The organism is Paraburkholderia sp. SSBN10T, assembly GCF_056619545.1.
In genome coordinates this window covers 421,171-442,537 of sequence record NZ_JBWQQI010000002.1, presented here as the reverse complement: position 1 = coordinate 442,537, position 21,367 = coordinate 421,171, and the positions used below count along the sequence as shown (strand labels likewise).

Here is a 21,367-nt window from a genome sequence, read left to right as displayed (position 1 = left end):
CGCCCGCCGGTTCTACAGCCGGCACACGGCACTGCAGCACCCTGCAGCACTACGGCGAATAAGCGCGGCCCACCGCGCACCGAACCATCCAGCAAGGGAGTGGAGATGAAGAACGATCTGTCTGGGATTACCGCGCTCGAAGCGCTGCTGCACGAGCAGCGGCTCAGCTATCTGCGCGCGCCGTACCCTTCATGGGAGACGCGTGCGGCGCATCTGAAGGCACTGCGCAAAATGCTGCTCGACAACCGCGACGCGCTCGCCGAGGCCATGAACGCGGACTTCGGCAATCGCGCGAAAGAGGAGATCCTGCTCGCGGAGTTCCTCGTGGTGAAAGAGGAAATCGACGCCGCGCTCAAGCACGGCAGGCGCTGGATGAAAGCCCAGCGGCGCAGCACCAATAAATGGCTGCTGCCTGCGCGCGCCAAGGTGGTGCCGCAGCCGCTCGGCGTAGTCGGGATCATCGTGCCGTGGAATTACCCGATCCTGCTCGCCGCCGGTCCGCTGGTAAGCGCCCTCACCGCCGGCAACCGCGCCATCGTCAAGATGTCGGAGTTGACGCCGCGCACCTCGGCACTGTTCGAACAACTGATCGCGCAGACCTTCGCCCGCGACCAGGTCACGGTCGTCAACGGCGACGCCGCACTCGCCGCCGCCTTCAGCGCGCAACCGTTCGATCACCTGCTGTTCACCGGTTCGACCAAGGTGGGACACGAAGTGATGCGCGCGGCGGCCGAGCATCTGACGCCGGTCACGCTCGAACTGGGCGGCAAGTCGCCCGCCATCATCGGCCCGCATGCGCGCTTCGACAACGCCGTCGACAACCTGCTGGCCGGCAAGACCATGAACGCCGGCCAGACCTGCGTGGCGCCGGACTACGTGCTGGTGCCGCGCGGCAAGGAGCAGGCCTTCATCGAACGGGCGCGGTCACGGATGACCGCGATGTACCCGGATTTCGCGCGCAATCGCGACTACACGTCGATCATCTCCGAGCGTCATTTCGCCCGGCTGCAGCGTCTCGCGGACGAAGCACAGGCGGCCGGCGCGCAACTCCATCCGCTCGCCGACGGCGCGGCCGATCCGGCCACCCGGCGCTTTCCGCTGATCGCCGTGACCGAGGCGTCCGAGCAGAGCGCGCTGATGCAGGAGGAGATCTTCGGGCCGCTGCTGCCGATCGTGCCGTACGACACGCTCGACGAAGCGATCGCCTGGATCAACGCCCGGCCACGGCCGCTCGCGCTGTATCTGTACGACGACGACGCGGCGACCATCGAGCGGGTCGAACAGGAAACCATCGCCGGCGGCATGGCAATCAACGAAACGCTGATGCATCTGGCTTGCGAGAGCCTGCCGTTCGGCGGAGTCGGCGCGAGCGGCATGGGCGCCTATCACGGCTATGAGGGTTTCGTGACCTTCTCGAAGATGAAGCCGGTGCTCACCCAGGCGCGCTGGAATGCCCGCGGGCTGATCGCGCCGCCGTACGGCAAACGCGTCAATGCACTGCTCAAGCTGATGCTGCGGCTGTAGGCCAGGCCGCGGGCGGGCTCCGCTGTCCCGGGCGCCTAGAAGCGCTTGGCGTCAACCGGTTCGACGGCGGTAGACGGCGGCTCGTCCGCCGCGCCGCTTTCCAGCCGGTGCAGCCACGCCAGCAGTTCCGCCACCGCCTGATAGAGCTGCGGCGGGATGCGTGAATCGAGATCCACCTGCATCAGCAGCGACACCATCTCAGGCGCCTCGTGCACGTAGAGGCCCGCTTCCTTGGCGCGCTGCACGATCATCTCCGCGACGAGCCCATAGCCCTTGGCGATCACGCGCGGGGCGAACTCGCTGCTTTGGGCGTCATAGACGAGCGCGGCCGCGCTTTTGCGATGCCTGCGGCTCATCACATGTCCCAGTCGAAATCGGTGTCGGTCGTCGTGGTCGGCCACTGGGCGCGCTCGGGGCGGACCGCACGCGGCTGACGCTGCGGCCACTCGGCGCGTTCCTTGCGCTCAGGCCGCTCCGGCTTCGAGCCGCGCCGCGGGGCGTCCGCCGCCTCGCTGGCCGGCGCCGTGCGCGCATAGGCCGAAGCCGCCGCCTGGGCCGCCGCGGCGGCAGCGGCGGCGTTCGCCGTCGTCCCCGGCGCGCCGCCGCCGATCTCGCGAATCGACAGGCCGCTCAGTTCGATCCCGGCCGCGGCAAGACGCTGCCGGAAACCATCGCTTTGCTCGGAAAGCCGCGTCGCGCCGAGCGGACTGGCCAGCACCCTTGCCAACAGCCGGTTGCCGCTGAGGACCAGCTCAGCATCCACCGTGCCGAGCAGCGGTAACGACAGCGTGAGGCGGGTGCGCCACGGGTAGTCCTCCTCCGTGCCGGCGCCGCCGCCGCCGCGCTCCCATTCGTCGCCTTCCTGCTGGATGGTCCAGTCGAGTCTCGCGCCCGGCCACGCTTCGCCGCTCCAGCGAAACTGGCCGGTGGCGAGCATGTCGAGCTGCTGGCGCACCAGCGGCACCGTCGCCGCATTGACCGCCGCGGCCACCGATTGGGTGCTTTGGGCCGGCGTATCGCCCATCTGCGCGGTGGCGCTATGCAGCGTCGCGCGCTCGGGCGGCGAAGACAGTTCGGACAACGAATTCGCCAGCACTTCGCCGGCGGCAAAACGCGCGGCTTGGGGCGACTGGATCGAGGTTGCCGAGCGCGTGGCGGCGTTGCCGTCAGGGCCGCCGTTGCCGGCTGGCATCGCCCCCGGCCTGCCCTGTTGCGCCGCGGCCGCGCCGAACTGACCGACGCCGTCGGCGTCGTTGACCCAGTTGAGCGGCAACTGAGCGGCGCCATCGAGAAGACGGTTTTGCGGTTCGCTGGCGAGATCGGCGGGCGTGAGCTGGCCGGCCAGCCATTGAGCAAGATGCGACTCGTAGAAGAGACCGCTGCCGGATACGGTATGTTCGAGCGCCGCCGCGAGCGCCGCTACCGGTACCGGCGAGGCCGCCACGCTGGTGGCGGTGGTCGCCGTGGCGGCTCCGGTCGTGGCGCCGCCCGTGCCGGTTGCACCGGTTGCGCCATTCGCGAGGTTCGCGCCATTCGCGCCGTTCACCGTGCCGGCGGCATTGGCCGCATTGGCATCGCCCGGCGCGGCGGCGCCAGCGGCGCCCGCCGTCTGGGCATCAATCGATTCGAAGAGGGGAAGTTCGGCCATCTCGACGTCGAGCGCCGGTGCGGCGGGCCAGATCGGCAACTGGCCGAGCACGGCCGGGGTCGCCTCGCCGCCGGACAAGGCAATCGCGTTCAGCGCCAGCGCCACGGCCGACAGGTCCGTCTGCGCGGAAGCCGGTGGCGGCGCCGGGACTTCGGGCACGCCCGGCGTGACCGGGGCATCCGTGCTCAACGCGGACGCCCCGGTTTGCGAGGCGCCGGTGGCGCCAGGTGCAATGTTGACCAGACTGTCGACCCGGCTCGCAAGCAGCGAAGCGATGGCCGTGTCGATTCCGTTCATGCCGGTTCCTTTGGGGATGCTGTTGGCTGCGCGCGGCTAACGCAGTCAATCTATCGCAATCAAAAAAGCTCAGCGGGCTCCGTACAATTCCTTGAGCACCCGAGCCGGCCGGCCCGTGAACAGCGCCGACAGGTTCGCCATACGCGGATTCGCGAGATCCCGGATGGCCGCATCATCCGCCAGAATCTGGCGGATCAGGTCGTACTTGCGCGCACGCTCCACTTCGTCGAGGTTCACCCCGGTTTCCGCGTCTTGCAGCGCGTCGACCAGGTGCCGATATTCTTCCTGCAACGGCACCAGATCGTTCCACAGAGCGCGGCGCGCTGCTGTCAGCATGCGTGCGGAAATCGCTGCGATCGCCTCGTAGCGGGCAAAATATTCTGCGTTCGAAGTCATCTCATACTTTCCGCGGCTGGCTGTACCGCCATCCGCGCGATCTCCGGGGCTATCCCGATCCAGGCTTCTTCGAGCGTGGCCAGCAAGCGGTCGATTTCGACCAGCATGGCTTCGCTCTGCTTTACGTTGGCTTCGAACAGACGGCGCGACATATACCCATACAGCGCGTTCAGACGTTCGCCGATCTCACCGCCCGCTTCGACGTTGAGCGACGCCTGCAGCCCGCTTTCAATAATCCGGATTGCCTTGCTGATGGCCTCCCCGCGCGCCGCCACCGACGTCACACCGCCTTGCTGCATATGCATGCGCGCCTGGGCGATAGCCTGGCGGGCGCCTTGATACAGCATGACGATCAGACGATGCGGATTGGCACCCATCACCCCTGTCTCGACGCCGACACGTGCGTATGCGTTGGCTCCAGCGTGTCCTGGGGAAAACATCGGCGCTCCTCCTTTGCTGCGGAATCGGAAAGTATGAGACGTCTCTCCGCGGCACGTTGTTGCACCCGGATGTCTGCCTGTACCTGGTTATCGGATGGGCAACCGAAAAGCTTTAGGCCGCTGTAAGGAGGTTTAAGGCGAAATGCTGCAAAATTTAGCAGGCATAGGCGAAGCGAAGCCGCGCAACAGATCCCGGCCGCGAGCCCCGCTCGCGGACCGATTACCGGCGGCTCCGGCACCTCCAGACCCGCCGGCACACCTGCCAGTCGCTACGCCGTCAAACCGACATCTGCATGATGTCGTTGTAGGCGGAGACCAGCTTGTTGCGCACCTGCAGGCCGAACTGGAAGCCCAGATTGGCCTTCTGCCCGTCGATCATCACGTCGTTCAGCGAGACGTTGGACGCGCCGATTTCGAACGCGCGAGCTTCACCGGCTGCGGTTTGCTGATCGCCGCTGATCTTGTCGAGCGAGGCCTTGAGCGCCGAGGCAAAACCGCTCGAGGTCGCCGCACCGGACTGGTCCGCCACCGATTCAGTGCCGCCGGCGGCTTGCGCGGCCATCGCCTGCATCTGCTGCAGCGCCGACGAGAGCGCGTTCACGGGCATTGTCATGTTCTCTCCAGATGGAAGGTAGAACGGCGCAGCAAGGCCTTTGCCGATCTGACCGAGAGAATATCAGCGGGCCCATTTCGAAAGCCGCGAAACTAGGGGGGAAACCCTGCTCTATTCGAGCAATCGGGTTGTCCGTGCCTGCGCATAATTCCAATCGTGAAAGTCTCTGTCCGTGCGCCCGCCAACCCTGGTGTGGCGGCAGGCGGCAGGACCCCAGGCATCCCGGAGATACCCGACGCATGGATTCGTCAGCCAACTCGTTGATCAACCCCGACGCCCGCATGGGCCTCGCCGGCGCGCAGGCGCCAGGCGGCGCCACGCCTGGCGCCGGCCAGGCCGGCGGCGCCGCTGACCTGGGCGGTGGCGGCCTCGGCGGCAACTTTTCGCAGCGCCTGTCCGGTTTGACGCAGATGCGCGGCAATCCGCGCGCCCCGCTGATCTTCGCGGTGGCCGTGCTGATCGCCGTGGTCGTCGGCCTGTGGCTCTGGTCGCGCGCACCGGACTACAAGGTGCTGTACAGCAACCTGTCCGACCAGGACGGCGGCGCCATCATTACCGCGCTGCAGCAAGCCAACATCCCCTACAAGTTCTCCGACGGCGGCGGCGCCATTCTGGTGCCGTCCGAGCAGGTGCACGAAATGCGCCTGCGCCTCGCCTCGCAGGGTCTGCCGAAGAGCGGCTCGGTCGGCTTCGAACTGATGGACAACGAGAAGTTCGGCATCAGCCAGTTCGCCGAGCAGGTGAACTACCAGCGCGCGCTGGAAGGCGAGCTCGAACGCACCATCGAATCGCTCTCGACGGTCAAGCTGGCGCGCGTGCATCTGGCCATCCCGAAGCCATCGGTATTCGTGCGCGATCATGAAGCACCGTCCGCCTCGGTGCTGGTGAACCTTTACCCGGGCCGCATGCTCGACGAAGGCCAGGTGGTGGCGATCACCCATATGGTGGCCTCGGCGGTGCCCGACATGCCGCCGCGCGGCGTGACGATCGTCGACCAGGACGGCAACCTGCTGACCCAGCCGCCCTCCGGCGCCGGGCTCGACGCCTCGCAGCTCAAATACGTCCAGCAGATCGAACGCAACACGCAGCAGCGCATCGACACGATCCTCGCGCCGCTGTTCGGCGCCGGCAATGCGCACTCGCAAGTGAGCGCCGACGTCGATTTCTCGCAGATCGAGCAGACTTCGGAAAACTACGGCCCGAACGGCAATCCGCAACAGGCGGCGATCCGCAGCCAGCAGACCAGCTCCGACACGGAACTCTCGCAAGGCGGCGCCTCGGGCGTGCCGGGCGCGCTCTCGAACCAGCCGCCGCAGCCCGCCTCCGCGCCGATCAACGCGCCCAACGGCGCGAGCGGCACGAGCACGACGCCGGTCAGCGACCGCAAGGACGCCACCACCAACTACGAACTCGACAAGACGGTGCGTCACGTCCAGCAGTCGATGGGCAACATCAAGCGGCTGTCGGTGGCGGTGGTGGTGAATTACATGCGCGTCGTGGATGCCAAGGGTCACGCGACCATGCAGCCGCTCACGGCCGACAAGCTCGCCCAGGTCAACCAGCTAGTGAAGGACGCGATGGGCTTCGACGCCCAGCGCGGCGACTCGGTGAACGTGGTCAACAGCGCGTTCACCGCCGAGATCGACCCGAACGCGGACGTGCCGTGGTGGCGTACGCCGGAGATGATCGCGCTCGCCAAGCAGATCGCGACCTACCTGGGCATTGGCGCCGTCGCCCTGTTCCTGTACTTCGTGATGGTCAAGCCGGCCCTGCGCCGCGCCTTCCCGCCGCCGGAGCCGGCCGCCGCTGCCGCCCTGCCGTCGCCGGACGAGCCGATGCTGCTCGACGGCCTGCCGGCTGGCCTGCGCGGCGGCGCCGCGGAAGAGGACGACGGCGAGTCCGACCTGATGTCGCTCGAGAGCGACAAACACAAATTCGAGCGGAACCTGGAATACGCGCGCAACATCGCGCGCCAGGATCCGAAGATTGTCGCAACGGTCGTTAAGAGCTGGGTGTCCGATGAGCGCTGAAGGCGTGGTGAAAAGCGCGCTCCTCCTGATGTCGATCGGTGAGGAGGAAGCGGCGCAGGTATTCAAGTTTCTCGGACCGCGCGAGGTCCAGAAGATCGGTGTCGCGATGGCGGCGCTGAAGAACGTGACGCGCGAACAGGTCGACGAGGTGCTGCACGAGTTCGTCCGCGAGGCCGAGCAGCACACGGCGCTGTCGCTCGATTCGAGCGAATACATCCGCTCGGTGCTGACCAAGGCGCTCGGCGACGACAAGGCCGGTGCGATCATCGACCGGATCCTGCAGGGCAGCGACACGAGCGGTATCGAAGGCCTGAAGTGGATGGATTCGGCGGCCGTGGCCGAGCTGATCAAAAACGAGCACCCGCAGATCATCGCGACGATCCTCGTGCACCTGGACCGCGACCAGGCCTCGGAAATCGTCGCCTGCTTCACCGAACGGCTGCGCAACGACGTGCTGCTGCGGATCGCCACGCTCGACGGCATCCAGCCGGCGGCGCTGCGCGAACTGGACGACGTGCTGACCGGCCTGCTGTCCGGCAGCGACAACCTGAAGCGCAGCCCGATGGGCGGCATCCGCACGGCGGCGGAAATTCTCAACTTCATGTCGAGCAACCACGAAGAAGGCGTGCTCGAGAACGTGCGCCAGTACGACGCGGAACTGGCGCAGAAGATCATCGACCAGATGTTCGTGTTCGAGAACCTGCTCGACCTGGAAGACCGTGCGATCCAGTTGCTGCTGAAGGAAGTCGAATCGGAAGCGCTGATCATCTCGCTCAAGGGCGCCCAGCCTGCGCTGCGCCAGAAGTTCCTGTCGAACATGTCGCAGCGTGCCGCCGAACTGCTGGCGGAAGACCTCGATGCCCGCGGCCCGGTGCGCGTCTCCGAAGTGGAAACGCAGCAACGCCGCATTTTGCAGATCGTGCGCAACCTGGCGGAAAGCGGCCAGATCGCGATAGGCGGCAAGGCGGAAGATGCATATGTCTGATCAGGATCCCACGCGCAAGGCGAGCCTCTCGGCCTACCAGCGCTGGGAGATGGCCTCGTTCGACCCGGTGCCGCCGGCGCCGCCCGAGCAGATCGACGACAGCGGCGCTTTCGAAGCCGAACTGCAGCGCCTGCGCGATGCCGCGCACGCCCAGGGCGTCGCCTCCGGCCACGTGGCCGGCCAGGCGCTCGGCTACCAGGCCGGCTACGATCAGGGACATGCGCAAGGTTTCGCCCAGGGCCAGACCGAAGCGCGTGAAGAAGCCGCCCGGCTCGCGGCTCTCGCCGAGACTTTCAAGACCGCGCTGGAAGGCGCCCAGCATGAAATTTCGGAAACCCTCGTCGCGCTCGCGCTGGACATCGCGCAGCAGGTGGTGCGCCAGCACGTGCAGCACGACCCCACCGCGCTGATCGCCGCCGCCCGCGAAGTGCTGGCGGCGGAGCCCGCGCTGACGGGCGCACCGCACCTCGTCGTGAGCCCGGCCGACCTGCCGGTGGTCGAGGCGTATCTGATGGAAGAATTGCAGGCGCGCGGCTGGTCCGTGCGCACCGACCCGGCGGTCGAGCGCGGCGGTTGCCGCGCCCACGCCAGCACCGGCGAAGTGGATGCCGGGATTGACACACGCTGGCAGCGGGTTGCCGCCGCGCTGGGCAAGGCAAGCACATGGTGAAGCCGACCATCGCGGAGATCCGCGCCAGCGATCTGACGCCGCTCGAACAGGAGCTGGCGCTGGCCTCGTTCGGCGCCCAGGCGCCGCTCGATCCGCCTGCGCCCCAGGAAGCGCCGCGTCCGAAGGTCGCGCCACACGACTCCCGCCACGGTCATTCGACCTCCGCGTTTGCCGCCGCCAGCCGCGACGCATTGGCCGGCACTGCGAACGCCAGCCGCCCCGCATCGAATCCGGCGCTCGCCAACAACCCGCACATGAACGCCTGGCGCGGCCATCTGGACGAACTGCGCGCCCGCAATGCGATCGCACGGCCCATGCGCGCCTGCGGCCGGCTCACGCGGGCAGCGGGCCTCGTGCTCGAAGCGGTCGGGTTGCGCCTGTCGGTCGGCGCCGAAGTGATGATCGAACTACCGCAGGGCAGCTCGCTGCCGATGGCGGAAGCCGAAGTGGTCGGCTTTGCCGGCGACAAGCTGTTCCTGATGCCGACCACCGAAGTGATCGGCCTGCTGCCCGGCGCGCGCGTCTATCCGCTCGAAAGCGCGCCGATCGCCGATCCGATGGCAGGCGCCAAGCGCTTGCCGGTCGGCTGGGAACTGCTCGGCCGGGTACTCGACGCCTCGGGCCGGCCGCTTGACGGGCTCGGTCCGCTCGGCGCCAAAACCGACGCGCCGCTCTCCGCGCCGACCATCAACCCGCTGAACCGCGAACCGATTCACAAGGTGCTCGACGTCGGCGTGCGCGCGATCAATGCGCTGCTGACGGTCGGCCGCGGCCAGCGCATGGGGCTGTTCGCCGGCTCGGGCGTCGGCAAGTCGGTGCTGCTCGGCACGATGGCGCGCTACACCAGCGCCGAAGTGATCGTGATCGGCCTGATCGGCGAGCGCGGCCGCGAAGTGAAGGAATTCATCGAACAGATTCTCGGCGAGGACGGCCTCGCGCGCTCGGTGGTGGTCGCCGCGCCCGCGGACGTTTCGCCGCTCTTGCGGATGCAGGCCGCCGCCTACTCGACCTCGCTCGCCGAATATTTCCGCGATCAGGGCAAGCACGTGCTGCTGTTGATGGACTCGCTGACCCGCTATGCGATGGCGCAGCGGGAAATCGCGCTGGCCGTCGGCGAGCCGCCGGCCACCAAGGGCTATCCGCCGTCAGTGTTCGCCAAGCTACCGGCGCTGGTCGAGCGCACCGGCAACGGCCCGGCGGGCGGCGGCTCGATCACCGCGTTCTACACCGTGCTGACCGAAGGCGACGATCAGCAGGATCCGATCGCCGATTCGGCGCGCGCGATTCTGGACGGCCATATCGTACTGTCGCGCTCGCTCGCCGAGGCCGGCCACTATCCGGCCATCGACATCGAAGCCTCGATCAGCCGCGCGATGACCGCGCTGATCGACGAGCCGCACCTCGAGAAGACCCGTCTTTTCAAACAGATGCTGTCGCGTTACCAACGTAACCGCGACCTGATCAATGTGGGCGCCTATTCCAGCGGGCGCGACCAGTTGCTCGACCGCGCAATCGCGCTGTATCCGCGCATCGAGGCGTTTTTGCAGCAAGGGTTCCGCGAGTGCGCGGGATTCGACGCGAGTCTGCAGAGACTCGATGCGCTGTTTACCCAAGGAGCCTGAGGATGGCGAAACACTTTCCGATCAAGACGCTTATCGGCCTCGCCCAGGACGACGTGGACGCCGCGGCGCAACGGCTCGGCCGCGCGCAGCGCGAGGCGAGCGAAGTGCAGGCCCAGCTCGACGCGCTGGTGCGCTACCGCGACGAATACCACGCGCGCTTTAACGCCACCGCACAAAGCGGCATGCCGGCCGGCAACATGCGCAATTTCCAGGCCTTCATCGATACGCTCGACGCCGCCATCGAACAGCAGCGCAAGCTGCTGCAGGCGGCCGACGCGCGGGTGGAAGCAGCGAAACCGGAATGGCAGCGTCACAAACAGAAGTTAGGCTCTTACGAAGTACTGCAGGCACGCGGCGACGCGGCGGAAGCGCAGCAGCTTGCGCGGCGCGAACAGCGCGACGCCGACGAACATGCCGCACGAATTCTCAGGATGCGCACCGAGGGCGTTTGACCCGCGCGCCGGTTTCAGCACCCAGGCGCTGAAGCACGAGCGCTCGGGCGGACCTTGACCGCACATTGCATTGACCGGGATTACCGGATAGACAGGATCAGCCATGTCGCCACTATCGTTTATCAGCTCGCTGTTCGATTCTTCGAGCAGTAGTTCACCGACGAGCAGCACACCGGACACCTCCGGCGCCCAGCCATTCGCGCAGACCTTGCAACAGAGCATCGACTTGCAGAACGACGTATCGTCGAGCGCGAGCGACCCGGTGCCGAGCGACCCGGCCCCGGCCCCGGCGCCGACACCTGCGCCCTCGGCATCGACGGCCGCCGCCTCCGCGAGCGCGCAAGCGGCTGCGCAGCCGAGCGACCCGAGCTCGAACAGCAGCGATAGCAGCAGCGCGACCAGCAGCCAGAGCAGCAGCGCTGCCGGCACGACGGACAACAGCGCCGGCAACAGCGGCACGACCTCAGCCTCGTCGTCGGGCAACACGCAGCAGAGCACCGGGACCAGCAGCAACGGCGCGACGCAGCAAAGCACCGGCAATTCCGGCAACACGACGACCTCGGCGGCGGCCGCCGCGATAGCGGCCCAGTTGCAGGCACAGGCCCAACTCCAGGCCAGCGCGAACGCCAATGCCAACGGCGCCAACACCACCGCGACGGACGACGCGACCAGTTCGCTAACCGACGCGGCGGGCGCGACCGGCACTACGACGGACGGCACGCACCACGGCAAGCACGTGGGCGACTCCGACCCGAAATCGGTCAGCGACGCACTGCAGGCGGCGCTGGCCGCGATGAGCGGCGCACAGGGCGCGGTAGCGACGCAGGCGGCGAACGTGGGCAACGCGACTAGCGCGACGACGGGCACGAGCGGCACAAGTGGCCTGAGCGGCGACAGCGGCTTGGCGCTGCGTGCGTCGACGGGCGGCAAGGCGCAGACGACCGGCTCGATGCTGGGCGACGCGAAGGGCAAGCTGGGCGACAAGCTCGAGCAGACGGCGACGACAACGACGAGCACGGCGGACACGCTGGCGAAGAATGCGGCTGACACGCTGGCGGCCTCGAGCACGACGGATACGCAGAACAGCCTGTCGACGCTAAAGAGCACGGCGGACGCAGCGAATGCGGCGCTGGCGGCGAGCCAGGCGGCGGCAGCCGCTAGTGCCTCGAACGCAACGACGGCGGCGGCACAGAGCGCGAACCCGGCGGCGGCGGCAGCGGCGGCGAACACACTGGCGCCGACGGTGGGGACATCGGATTGGGAAGATGCGTTGGGACAGAAGGTGGTGTTCCTGTCGAACGCGCATCAGCAGAGTGCGGAGTTGACGCTGAACCCGAAGGACCTGGGGCCGCTGCAGGTGGTGTTGCAGGTTTCCGATAACCATGCGCATGCGCTGTTTGTTTCGCAGCATCCGCAGGTGCGGGAGGCGGTGGAGGCGGCGTTGCCGAAGTTGCGGGAGGCGATGGAGCAGAACGGAATTGGGTTGGGGAGTGCCAGTGTTAGTGATGGGTTTGCTAGGCAGGCTGGGCAGCAAGGGCAATCGTCGGGTGGGTCCTCCGGTAATCGCGGGTCTGGGTCTGGACTTGCCTCCGGCGGGGATTCTGAGGGTGATGCATCCACTGTCGCTAATGTTGCCGTTCGGCGGTCTGTTGGGTTAGTCGATACGTTTGCTTGATTTTTTTTGCCTGCGCGGCGCTTTTTGGTTGTTGTTCCTGGGGTGTTGGCCTTTCCTTGTTTTGCTTTTGGTCTATTAGCGTTGCCCCTGTGCGGGGCGGCACCTACTTTTCTTTGCCGCCGCAAAGAAAAGTAGGCAAAAGAAAGCGGGCTGACAACCGCTAGCCCGTAGGTGTCCTCCACGCAGACCTTCACGGAGTGGTCCGCACGAGGAGCTGCCCTCGCACACTGCCCCTTAGTGACAAGGCTGTCATCCGTTCCAGCGTTGCGCTGCGCGCCCCGCCGAAGGGCATAACTCCTTCTTCAAACATCGTAGGTAGGTATGCGTGGGAAGGCGGAGCTACCAAGGTTTGCGGCCAATGGTCCGGCCGCGCAGTAGCACCAGGAGCAATGGGATGGACACCTCCTCACCCGGCTAGCGCACGGCGCATGAGCAATTGCTCAACGCGCAATTTGCGATGTGCTCGGCATGCCGTCGGCGCCAGCATACCGACCGTAAGCAAAGCCCGAGATCGTTGGAATACCTATAGAGCTTGCAGAAAGCGTTATGCCCGTCGGCGGGGCGCGAAGCGCGACGCTGGAACGGATGAGTGCTTTGTCACCAAGTAGGGTGGTGCGAGGGTCGGTCTTCGTGCGGACCATTCCGCAGTGGTTTGAGTGGTGGACACCTACGGGCTAGCGGTTGTCAGCCCGCTTTCTTTTGCCTACTTTTCTTTGCGGCGGCAAAGAAAAGTAGGTGCCGCCCCGCACAGGGGCAACGCCAATAGACCGATAAGAAAGCAAGGAAAGGCCAACGCAGCAAGAACAACAACCAAAGCGCCGCGCAGGCAAAAAAACAAAACAACCCAGACAAACGAAAAACAGCAAAGACAAGAGATACCCCCCAAACCCCCTTCTTTTCGACCCATCGCGCGACGCGCAATTAAACAACAATTCACCCTACCAGCACTGAGGCAAGCAAGAATCCATGGCATCGACGACCGCAAACCAGCAAGCCCCCGTTCAGCCGGCCGCTCCCGGCCCGATGAAGCGCATCATCCTCATCGCGCTGATCGCCCTGATCGCCGCAGGCGCAGCCGGCGCCGGCGTCTGGTTCTTCATGTCCCGGCATCAGCCGGCCCCCACCGGAACCCAGGCGGCCGCCGCAGCTCCCGCTCCGCCCGCCGTGCCGGTGTTCTTCCCGCTCGAACCCATGACCGTCAACCTGCAGTCCGACGACGGCCAGCAACACTATCTGCGCATCGGTCTCACCCTCAAGCTGAATGACCCCAAGGTCCAGCAGGAGCTCACCGACCATATGCCGGAAGTCCGCAGCCGCGTCCTGCTCGCGCTGTCGAACAAACACCCCGACGATCTCGCGCCCCTCGACGGCAAGCGCGCCCTCGCCACCGAACTGAAAACGCTGATCGAACAGCCGAACGACAAGGGCGCCGCGCCCATCAACGTCGAAGACGTGCTGTTCACCGAATTCGTCGTGCAGTGACGCCGCTTTACGCTGCTGCCATCATCAACCGCCAAGGGACGCACGAGGAATAGGAATGGGCCACGAAGAGTTCATGTCCCAGGAGGAGGTCGATGCCCTCCTCAAGGGCGTAACCGGCGAGTCCGACTCGGAAGCGGAGCAGTCCGACCGCGCCGGAGTCCGGCCATACAACATCGCCACGCAGGAACGCATCGTCCGCGGCCGGATGCCCGGCCTCGAAATCATCAACGATCGCTTCGCGCGTCTTCTGCGCGTCGGTATCTTCAACTTCATGCGGCGCACCGCGGAGATTTCCGTCGGCCCGGTGAAGGTACAGAAGTACAGCGAATTCACCCGCAACCTGCCGATCCCGACCAACCTGAATCTGGTCCACGTCAAGCCGTTGCGCGGTACCTCGCTGTTCGTCTTCGATCCGAATCTGGTGTTCTTCGTCGTCGACAACCTGTTCGGCGGCGACGGGCGCTTCCATACCCGCGTCGAAGGCCGCGACTTCACGGCCACCGAACAACGCATCATCGGCAAGCTGCTCAACCTCGTGTTCGAGCACTACACGACGTCGTGGAAGAGCGTGCGGCCGCTGCAGTTCGAGTTCGTGCGCTCGGAGATGCACACGCAGTTCGCCAACGTCGCGACGCCGAACGAAATCGTCATCGTCACGCAGTTCTCGATCGAGTTCGGCTCGACCGGCGGCACGCTGCACATCTGCATGCCGTATTCGATGATCGAGCCGATCCGCGACATCCTCTCCTCGCCGATCCAGGGCGAAGCGGTGGATGTCGACCGCCGCTGGGTGCGCGTGCTGTCGCAGCAGGTGCAGGCCGCGGAAGTCGAGCTGACCGCCGATCTCGCGCAGGTCCCGGTCACCTTCGAACAGATCCTGAACATGCGCAAAGGCGATGTTCTGCCGATCAACGTCCCCGAACACATCACCGCCAAGGTCGACGGTGTCCCGGTGATGGAATGCGGCTACGGTATTTTCAATGGTCAATATGCGTTGCGGGTCCAGAAAATGATCAGCGCAGCGGACACGATTAAGGATGGTGGATATGACTGAGCTGAATGCAACGCCGGAGAAGGAACTGCCGGGCGAGGCGCAACTGGCCGGCGCGGATACGTCCGCCGACGAGGCCGCGCTCGACGACTGGGCCAGCGCCCTCGCCGAACAGAACGACAACGGTACGGTCAGCGCCACGACCGCCGGGGTGTTCCAGCCGCTCTCGAAGGTCGAGCCGAACACCACCCGCAACGACATCGACATGATTCTGGACATTCCGGTCCAGATGACGGTCGAGCTCGGCCGCACCAAGATCGCCATCCGCAACCTGCTGCAACTCGCGCAAGGCTCGGTGGTGGAACTCGACGGCCTCGCCGGCGAACCGATGGACGTGCTGGTCAACGGCTGTCTGATCGCGCAGGGTGAAGTCGTGGTGGTCAACGACAAGTTCGGTATCCGTCTGACCGACATCATCACGCCGTCCGAGCGCATCCGGAAGCTGAATCGATGAAACGCCTTGCCGGGCGCAGTGCGCGCCCTCGTGGGCGCAGCGCTGCGCACCGGCTGTCAGGAAAGCGCAGCCGCAGCATGGCACGCGCCGGCGCTCGCGGCTTCGACACCGTAGCCGCCGCCCTCACCGCCCTTGGCGTCATCCTGTCCGCGCCGCTCGCCCTCGCTTCGTCGAGCGCCAGCGCCGCCGACATGAATGCGGTCAACCACCCCGCCCAGGTCGCCTCCGCAGTCGGCGCCGGCGCGGCTGTGCCGTCGCTCGGAATCGGCGCGGTTCTGCAAACCGTCTTTGGCCTGCTGGTCGTGATCGGCCTGGTGTTCGCCTGTGCCTGGCTCGCGCGCCGCTTCGGCCTGCAGCCGGGCAGCCGCGGCGGCATCGTGAAGACCGTCGGCGGCACCTCGCTTGGCGGCAAGGAACGGGTCGCGGTCGTCGAGATCGGCGATACCTGGCTGGTACTGGGCGCAGCGCCCGGCAACGTGCGCCTGCTGCACACCATGCCGGCCGGCTCGGCCGGCGGCGCTGGACCGTCCGGCACGGCGCTGCCCTTCGGCGCAACCGACCCCGGTACTGCCACGCATCCGGGCAGCGCGTTGCCCGGCACCTTCGGACAACGCTTTCGCGACGCCCTGAAAGGCGAAGTCGGCAAACGTTTCAACCGGCCAGACGGCAGGGATCAGTAAATGCAGTTCAGTCATCGACCAGCGCGCCACGAGCACGCGGCCTCAGGCCGCGCGCCTGTCACCAGCCGGCGCCAATTCCTTGTGACGCTTCTCACCGTGCTGCGGCGCTTCGCCCCGTTCGCGCTGCCGACCCTGCTGATGGCGCTGCCGTCGCTGTCGTTCGCCCAGGCGGCCGGCCTGCCCGCCTTCAACACGAGCCCAGGACCGAACGGCGGCACCACCTATTCGCTGAGCGTGCAGACCATGCTGCTGCTCACGGTGCTGTCGTTCCTGCCGGCGATGGTGCTGATGATGACGAGCTTCACGCGCATCATCATCGTGCTGTCGCTGCTGCGCCAGGCGCTCGGCACCACCACCACGCCGCCCAACCAGGTGCTGATCGGACTCGCGCTGTTTCTCACGCTGTTCGTGATGTCGCCGGTGCTCGACAAGGCGTATAACGACGGTTACAAGCCTTTCTCCGAAGGTACGCTGCCGATGGATCAGGCGGTCAACCGCGGACTCGCGCCGTTCAAGACCTTCATGCTGCGGCAGACCCGCGAAACCGATCTGGCGCTGTTCGCCCGGATCTCGCACGCCGCGCCGATGCAGGGGCCCGAAGACGTGCCGCTGCCGATGCTGGTGCCGGCGTTCGTCACGAGCGAGCTGAAGACCGGTTTCCAGATCGGCTTCACCATCTTCATTCCGTTCCTCATCATCGACATGGTGGTGGCGAGCGTGCTGATGTCGATGGGGATGATGATGGTGTCGCCCGCGACGATCTCACTGCCGTTCAAACTGATGCTGTTCGTGCTGGTGGACGGCTGGCAGTTGCTGATCGGCTCGCTCGCGCAGAGCTTCGTCTAGTCCTTTTAACGTTTAACGCATCCGGCCCATTCATCATGACACCCGAATCAGTCATGGCGCTGGCGCACCAGGCGATGTACGTCGCCATGCTGCTGGCCGCACCGTTGTTGCTGGTGGCGCTCGTCGTCGGTCTGCTGGTGAGCCTGTTTCAGGCGGCCACGCAGATCAACGAATCGACCCTCTCGTTCATCCCCAAGCTGCTGGCGATCGCCGTCACGCTGGTGATTGCCGGTCCGTGGATGCTGTCGACCATACTCGACTATCTGCGCGAGATGCTGACGAACATTCCGACGCTCACCAACTGAGCCGAACCAAGCATTAGGCCCCCGCCATGTTTTCCGTCACTTACGCACAACTGAACACGTGGATGGCCGCGTTTCTGTGGCCGCTCGTGCGGATTTTGGCGCTGGTGGCGACCGCCCCGGTATTCGGCAACATGTCGGTGTCGACGCGCGTGAAGATCGGCCTGTCCTGCTTCATCACGGTCATCGTCGCGCCCACGCTCGGTCCGCTGCCGCAGGTCAGCGTGTTTTCGGCGATGGGCGTGTGGATCATCGTCAACCAGTTCCTGATCGGCGCCGCGCTCGGCCTGACCATGCAGCTCGTCTTCACGGCGATTCAGGCGACCGGCGAATTTGTCGGGCTCGGCATGGGGCTGGGCTTCGCGACCTTCTTCGATCAGCAGGCGAGCGGTTCGAGCGCGGTGCTCTCGAGCTACATGAACGTGTTCGCGATGCTGGTGTTCCTCGTGCTCGACGGCCATCTGCAGATCATTAGCGCGCTGATCGCCACCTTCCAGACCCTGCCGGTGTCGGGCAATCTGCTCGGCGCAGCCGGCTGGCGCTCGCTCGCGAACTGGGGCAGCATGATCTTTTCGATGGGGCTGCTGCTGGCGCTGCCGGTGGTCGCCGCCCTGCTGATCGCCAACCTCGCGCTCGGCATTCTCAACCGCGCCGCGCCGCAGATCGGCGTGTTCCAGATCGGCTTTCCGCTCACCATGCTGGTCGGCATGCTGCTGTTGCAGTTGATGGTGCCGAACATGATTCCGTTCTTCTCGCGGCTGTTCGACAGCGGTATCGAGCAGATGGGGCGGGTCGCGGCCGGGCTGCGCTAACAAAAACGGGAGGCCGCCGCAGCGCCTCCCGTCTTGCCCAGCCGACCCCTTCGTTAACTGCTACTGCCCGGCTGCCTGACTAGCTCAGGTACTGGAACAGCGACATCTGCTGAACCTTCGCGAAGGCCTGCTCCGAAGCCTGCAGCGAGTATTGCGTCTGCGTGTACTTGCTGATGGTCGAGGTCAGGTTGGTCGAGGTCAGATCGGCGAGCGAACTCGTATTCTGCAGCGTCTGGTTCTGATTCACCGTCTGCATCGCCTGAATCTGCTGCTCGCGCCCGCCCACCGTCGCCTGCACCGTCGTGACGTTGGACAGCGTGTTCTGCACCTGCGTCAGCCCCACATTCAGCGAATTGGTGAGCGCCGCGGCCGTCGCCGGCGTATCGGCCGGGGTTTGCAACGCAGTGATCATGTTCTGGATCGTCGTGAAGATGTTGGTGCCGCCTTGCGAGGCCGGCACCTGGGTGGCCGGCGTCACGGTGAACGCGTCGCCGTTGGCCGGCGTGCCGGTAATCGACACGGTCTGGCCGCTCGTGCCGAGCGTGATCGCCGATCCCGTCGTATAAGTCTGCGCCGCGCCGGTCGTGGTGACGCCCGCGCTGGTGGTGTCCGACACGGTGTAGGTCGTAACGGCGGGTGTGCCCGTCACGCTGAAGGTGATCCCGTAGGTGTCGGCGTTTGCCGAAGCCGCCGCATTGGTCGTGCTGACCGGGCCGATCACCGCCGTACCGGTATTGGCCGCCGCCGCCCAGGCGACCGGGCTGGCCGTCTCCGGCGTCACGCTCATGAATACCGACGCACCGCTATCGCCGGTCGCGATCGAAGTCGAGTCCGAGACCTGTGTGCTCGATACGCCGTTATCGCCGTTGTAGACAATCGCGCCGGCCGAATTCTGCGTGAACGGTTGCGACGATGTCTGGAAGCCGCCGAACAGATAGCTGCCGGACGGCGACTTGGTGTTCGCGAGCGTCATCAAGCTGGTGTTCAACTGCTGCAGCGTCGCCGCAATGGCGCTGCGGTTCGTATCGTTGAGCGTCGCGTCGCCGGCGCTCAGCAACTGCGTGTTCACGCTTTGCAGGGTCTGGGTGACGCTGGAGAGCGTCGAATCCTCCGAGCCCAGTTGGGTCAGCGCGGAACTCTGGTTGGTGGCGTACTGCGACAGCGTCGCGCCCTGCATGCTCAACTGCACGGCCTGGGCTGCGCCCAAAGGATTGTCGGCCGGCGTGGAGAGGCTCACGCCGCTCGAGATCTCGCCGTACAACTGGGTCAGTTCGCTTTGCTGATTGTCCATGGTCTGGACATTCATGTTCATAAACTGCGTAGTAGAGATGCGCATCGCTCAACGCCTCACTGGAATATGCCGAGAATGGTCTGGAACAGCGTGTCAGCGGTCTGAATGACCTTGCTGTTGGCCTGGTACAGTTGCTGGTACTGCAACAGGTTCGCTGCTTCCTCGTTGATGTTCACACCCGAGACCGACTGCTGCGCCGACGTGATCTGTGTCACAAGCGCAGTCTGGGTCGTGTTGGATGCGTTAACCGAATTGGTCGTGTTACCCACCGTGTTCACGTAGTTCGCGTAGGCGGTCGTGAGCGTGGTGGTGCCGCCGTTGAGCGTCTGTGCGCTGACGATGTTCGACATCAGCGTTGCATTGCGGCCGTCGCTCTGCGCGCCGGTATTGGCCGCGATCGTGAAGGTATCGTTATTCGCCGGGGCGCCGCTCAGCGTCAGGCTGATGCCGTTCATCGAGCCGGCGGTGACCGGTGTCGTGGCGATCGTCATCGTGGCGCCGCTGGTGGGCGAATAGGGCACCACCGTCGTGGCCGAGGCAATCGTCGTGCTGGTGCCGTTGACCGTCACCACCGAGCCGACCGGAAAGCCGGTCAGGCCACCGGAAGCGGAGCTGTATGTCAGCGTGGTCGTCGTCGAGGGCAGCGAATAACCGGCCGAGACGGCGCCCTGCGAAATCGTCGCCGTCCCGGTATTGCTCGAGCCTGCGGTCACCAGCACCGGCGAAGCTGCCGCGATCGCCGAGCCGCTGGTGGTCGTGAGGGCGAAGCTGCTCAGCGCACCGCTCGTCGGCGAAACGTTGAACGAGTCGCCGGCGTTCATCGTGCCGGTCATCGAGAAATTCAGACCGTCGATCGGCTGCGACAGGCTGGTGGCCGAACCGACCGTGTCGCCTGTCTGGTTGTCCGTCAGCGTGTAGGCCGAGCCGTTATACGACAGCGTGTAGTTGCTGGTCGTAGGCTGGGTGGCGTTGACGAAGGAGACGCTGAGCGACGCCGTTCCCGTGTTGTTCGTATTGGCGCTGGTCACCGGCGACGCCACCGAGAACAACGCGCCGCCGGCACCGCCGGACAGCGTGAGACCCAGTTCGTTCTGGTTGTTGACCTGGGCAGCAAAGCTGGTCGCGATCGCGCCCAGTTGCGCCTCCGCGGGATCGAGCGACTGCGTGCGGAACGTGATCAGGCCGCCGAGCGTGCCGCCGGCACTCTGCATGCTGCTGTCGGACAGATACTGGGTCGTTGCGGAGCTCGCCGTGGTACCCGCGGCGCCCAGATAGGTCACCGAAGTCTCGCCGGAATTCGCCGGCGAGGGGGCCGTGCCGAGGTTGAAGCTGGTCGTGCCGGTTACGAGCGCCTGGCCGCTGGGCAGGAACACGCTGTCCCCGCTCGAGTTCGACACCACCTGGACGCCGACGAGCGACGACAGGCTGGAGATCGCCTGGTCGCGCTGGTCGAGCAACTGGTTGGGCGGCTGGCCCTGCGAGCTGGCGGCGGTAATCTGCTGGTTGAGCGTCGCGATCTGCGCGGTGTACGTATTGATCTGCGACACCGTGGAGGCCAGTTGCGTATTCACGCTTTGGCCCATTTGCGCATATTGCGAGCCGACCGAGTTCAACTCGCCGGCGAGCGTCTGGGCATCGCTTACAGCCGTCTGCCGCGTCGCGGAATTCGCGGGGCTGCTCGCCACGTTCTGCAGACCCGTGAAATAGCTGGTGATCGCGGTCGAAATCCCCGACGTCGGGCTGCCGACGAGGTTATTCAACTGCGCGAGCATCGTGTAGTTGGTGGTGAGCGAGCCGCTTTGCGACTGGGCGTTGTTCAGCTCGGTGTTGAGATACTGGCTGTATGCGCGCTGGATCGTCGAGGTGGACACGCCCTGCGGCAGATAACCGGAGCCGGTGTACTCGCCGTTGGTTTCCGCATAGACGGGCCGCTCGACATCGTAGCCGGGCGTCGTCGAATTGCTGATGTTCTCGCTGGTCGTCGTCAGCCCCCATTGGGCTGCGTTAAGTCCGCTGAGACCGATATTGATAAGGTTGCTGGACATGCGTCATCCTGAAGGGCTGGCAACGCGCCCACCGAGTTGCCAAGACTCTATG

The 21,367-nt window shown here is 65.8% G+C and carries 21 protein-coding genes; 14 read left to right on the top strand and 7 right to left on the bottom strand.

Features of this window, described 5'->3' with window-relative positions; genetic code table 11:
• Positions 1 to 105: 105 nt before the first annotated feature.
• Positions 106 to 1,524: a coniferyl aldehyde dehydrogenase gene (locus AC1ECK_RS04590; RefSeq protein WP_480316315.1), complete on the top strand. Its 1,419-nt coding sequence runs from the start codon at positions 106 to 108 to the stop codon at positions 1,522 to 1,524.
• Between the two features lie 35 nt (positions 1,525 to 1,559).
• Here the strand turns inward: AC1ECK_RS04590 and AC1ECK_RS04585 are convergent, their stop codons facing one another.
• The 5 genes from AC1ECK_RS04585 to fliE form a co-directional block, all read right to left on the bottom strand.
• Entirely contained in the window at positions 1,560 to 1,880 is a 321-nt protein-coding gene (locus AC1ECK_RS04585; protein ID WP_480316313.1) for an EscU/YscU/HrcU family type III secretion system export apparatus switch protein, read from the bottom strand.
• Positions 1,880 to 3,469, bottom strand: a complete 1,590-nt coding sequence (gene fliK, locus AC1ECK_RS04580; protein ID WP_480316311.1) for a flagellar hook-length control protein FliK — start codon at positions 3,467 to 3,469, stop codon at positions 1,880 to 1,882. The genes AC1ECK_RS04585 and fliK overlap by 1 nt, the downstream gene beginning before the upstream one ends.
• Before the next feature lie 69 nt (positions 3,470 to 3,538).
• Positions 3,539 to 3,865: a flagellar protein FliT gene (locus tag AC1ECK_RS04575; RefSeq protein WP_480316309.1), complete on the bottom strand. Its 327-nt coding sequence runs from the start codon at positions 3,863 to 3,865 to the stop codon at positions 3,539 to 3,541.
• Positions 3,862 to 4,305, bottom strand: a complete 444-nt coding sequence (gene fliS, locus AC1ECK_RS04570) for a flagellar export chaperone FliS (RefSeq protein WP_480316307.1) — start codon at positions 4,303 to 4,305, stop codon at positions 3,862 to 3,864. The genes AC1ECK_RS04575 and fliS overlap by 4 nt, the downstream gene beginning before the upstream one ends.
• Positions 4,306 to 4,582: 277 nt before the next feature.
• Positions 4,583 to 4,918 (bottom strand): flagellar hook-basal body complex protein FliE, encoded by a 336-nt coding sequence (fliE, locus tag AC1ECK_RS04565; protein ID WP_480316305.1) that lies wholly within the window; start codon positions 4,916 to 4,918, stop codon positions 4,583 to 4,585.
• A gap of 239 nt (positions 4,919 to 5,157) precedes the next feature.
• On the opposite strand from fliE, the gene fliF reads away from it, so the two are divergent.
• The 13 genes from fliF to fliR all read left to right on the top strand — a co-directional run bounded on the left by fliF (position 5,158) and on the right by fliR (position 17,979).
• Positions 5,158 to 6,948, top strand: a complete 1,791-nt coding sequence (gene fliF, locus AC1ECK_RS04560) for a flagellar basal-body MS-ring/collar protein FliF (RefSeq protein ID WP_480316303.1) — start codon at positions 5,158 to 5,160, stop codon at positions 6,946 to 6,948.
• Entirely contained in the window at positions 6,938 to 7,933 is a 996-nt protein-coding gene (fliG, locus tag AC1ECK_RS04555) for a flagellar motor switch protein FliG (protein WP_480316301.1), read from the top strand. The genes fliF and fliG overlap by 11 nt, the downstream gene beginning before the upstream one ends.
• Entirely contained in the window at positions 7,920 to 8,603 is a 684-nt protein-coding gene (gene fliH, locus AC1ECK_RS04550; protein ID WP_480316299.1) for a flagellar assembly protein FliH, read from the top strand. The genes fliG and fliH overlap by 14 nt, the downstream gene beginning before the upstream one ends.
• Positions 8,597 to 10,225: a flagellar protein export ATPase FliI gene (gene fliI / locus AC1ECK_RS04545; protein WP_480316297.1), complete on the top strand. Its 1,629-nt coding sequence runs from the start codon at positions 8,597 to 8,599 to the stop codon at positions 10,223 to 10,225. Before fliH ends, fliI begins: the two co-directional genes overlap by 7 nt.
• A gap of 2 nt (positions 10,226 to 10,227) precedes the next feature.
• Positions 10,228 to 10,677, top strand: a complete 450-nt coding sequence (fliJ, locus tag AC1ECK_RS04540) for a flagellar export protein FliJ (RefSeq protein ID WP_480316295.1) — start codon at positions 10,228 to 10,230, stop codon at positions 10,675 to 10,677.
• 103 nt (positions 10,678 to 10,780) lie between these two features.
• Entirely contained in the window at positions 10,781 to 12,352 is a 1,572-nt protein-coding gene (locus AC1ECK_RS04535; protein ID WP_480316293.1) for a flagellar hook-length control protein FliK, read from the top strand.
• Between the two features lie 966 nt (positions 12,353 to 13,318).
• Positions 13,319 to 13,834: a flagellar basal body-associated protein FliL gene (fliL, locus tag AC1ECK_RS04530; RefSeq protein WP_480316291.1), complete on the top strand. Its 516-nt coding sequence runs from the start codon at positions 13,319 to 13,321 to the stop codon at positions 13,832 to 13,834.
• A gap of 55 nt (positions 13,835 to 13,889) precedes the next feature.
• On the top strand, positions 13,890 to 14,888 hold the full coding sequence (gene fliM / locus AC1ECK_RS04525; protein WP_480316289.1) for a flagellar motor switch protein FliM: 999 nt from the start codon (positions 13,890 to 13,892) through the stop codon (positions 14,886 to 14,888).
• Positions 14,881 to 15,339 (top strand): flagellar motor switch protein FliN, encoded by a 459-nt coding sequence (gene fliN, locus AC1ECK_RS04520; RefSeq protein WP_480316287.1) that lies wholly within the window; start codon positions 14,881 to 14,883, stop codon positions 15,337 to 15,339. The genes fliM and fliN overlap by 8 nt, the downstream gene beginning before the upstream one ends.
• A gap of 77 nt (positions 15,340 to 15,416) precedes the next feature.
• Positions 15,417 to 16,019, top strand: coding sequence for a flagellar biosynthetic protein FliO (gene fliO, locus AC1ECK_RS04515; RefSeq protein WP_480316285.1), 603 nt, complete (start codon positions 15,417 to 15,419; stop codon positions 16,017 to 16,019).
• Entirely contained in the window at positions 16,020 to 16,865 is an 846-nt protein-coding gene (fliP, locus tag AC1ECK_RS04510) for a flagellar type III secretion system pore protein FliP (RefSeq protein ID WP_480316283.1), read from the top strand.
• Between the two features lie 35 nt (positions 16,866 to 16,900).
• On the top strand, positions 16,901 to 17,170 hold the full coding sequence (gene fliQ / locus AC1ECK_RS04505) for a flagellar biosynthesis protein FliQ (protein WP_480316281.1): 270 nt from the start codon (positions 16,901 to 16,903) through the stop codon (positions 17,168 to 17,170).
• A gap of 26 nt (positions 17,171 to 17,196) precedes the next feature.
• A complete protein-coding gene (gene fliR / locus AC1ECK_RS04500; RefSeq protein WP_480316279.1) occupies positions 17,197 to 17,979 on the top strand; it encodes a flagellar biosynthetic protein FliR in 783 nt (260 codons plus the stop codon).
• A 79-nt stretch (positions 17,980 to 18,058) separates the two neighbouring features.
• Here the strand turns inward: fliR and flgL are convergent, their stop codons facing one another.
• Together flgL and flgK are read right to left on the bottom strand one after the other, a co-directional pair.
• On the bottom strand, positions 18,059 to 19,315 hold the full coding sequence (gene flgL, locus AC1ECK_RS04495; RefSeq protein ID WP_480316277.1) for a flagellar hook-associated protein FlgL: 1,257 nt from the start codon (positions 19,313 to 19,315) through the stop codon (positions 18,059 to 18,061).
• Positions 19,316 to 19,326: 11 nt separating this feature from the next.
• Positions 19,327 to 21,315 (bottom strand): flagellar hook-associated protein FlgK, encoded by a 1,989-nt coding sequence (gene flgK / locus AC1ECK_RS04490; protein ID WP_480316275.1) that lies wholly within the window; start codon positions 21,313 to 21,315, stop codon positions 19,327 to 19,329.
• Positions 21,316 to 21,367: the final 52 nt, after the last annotated feature.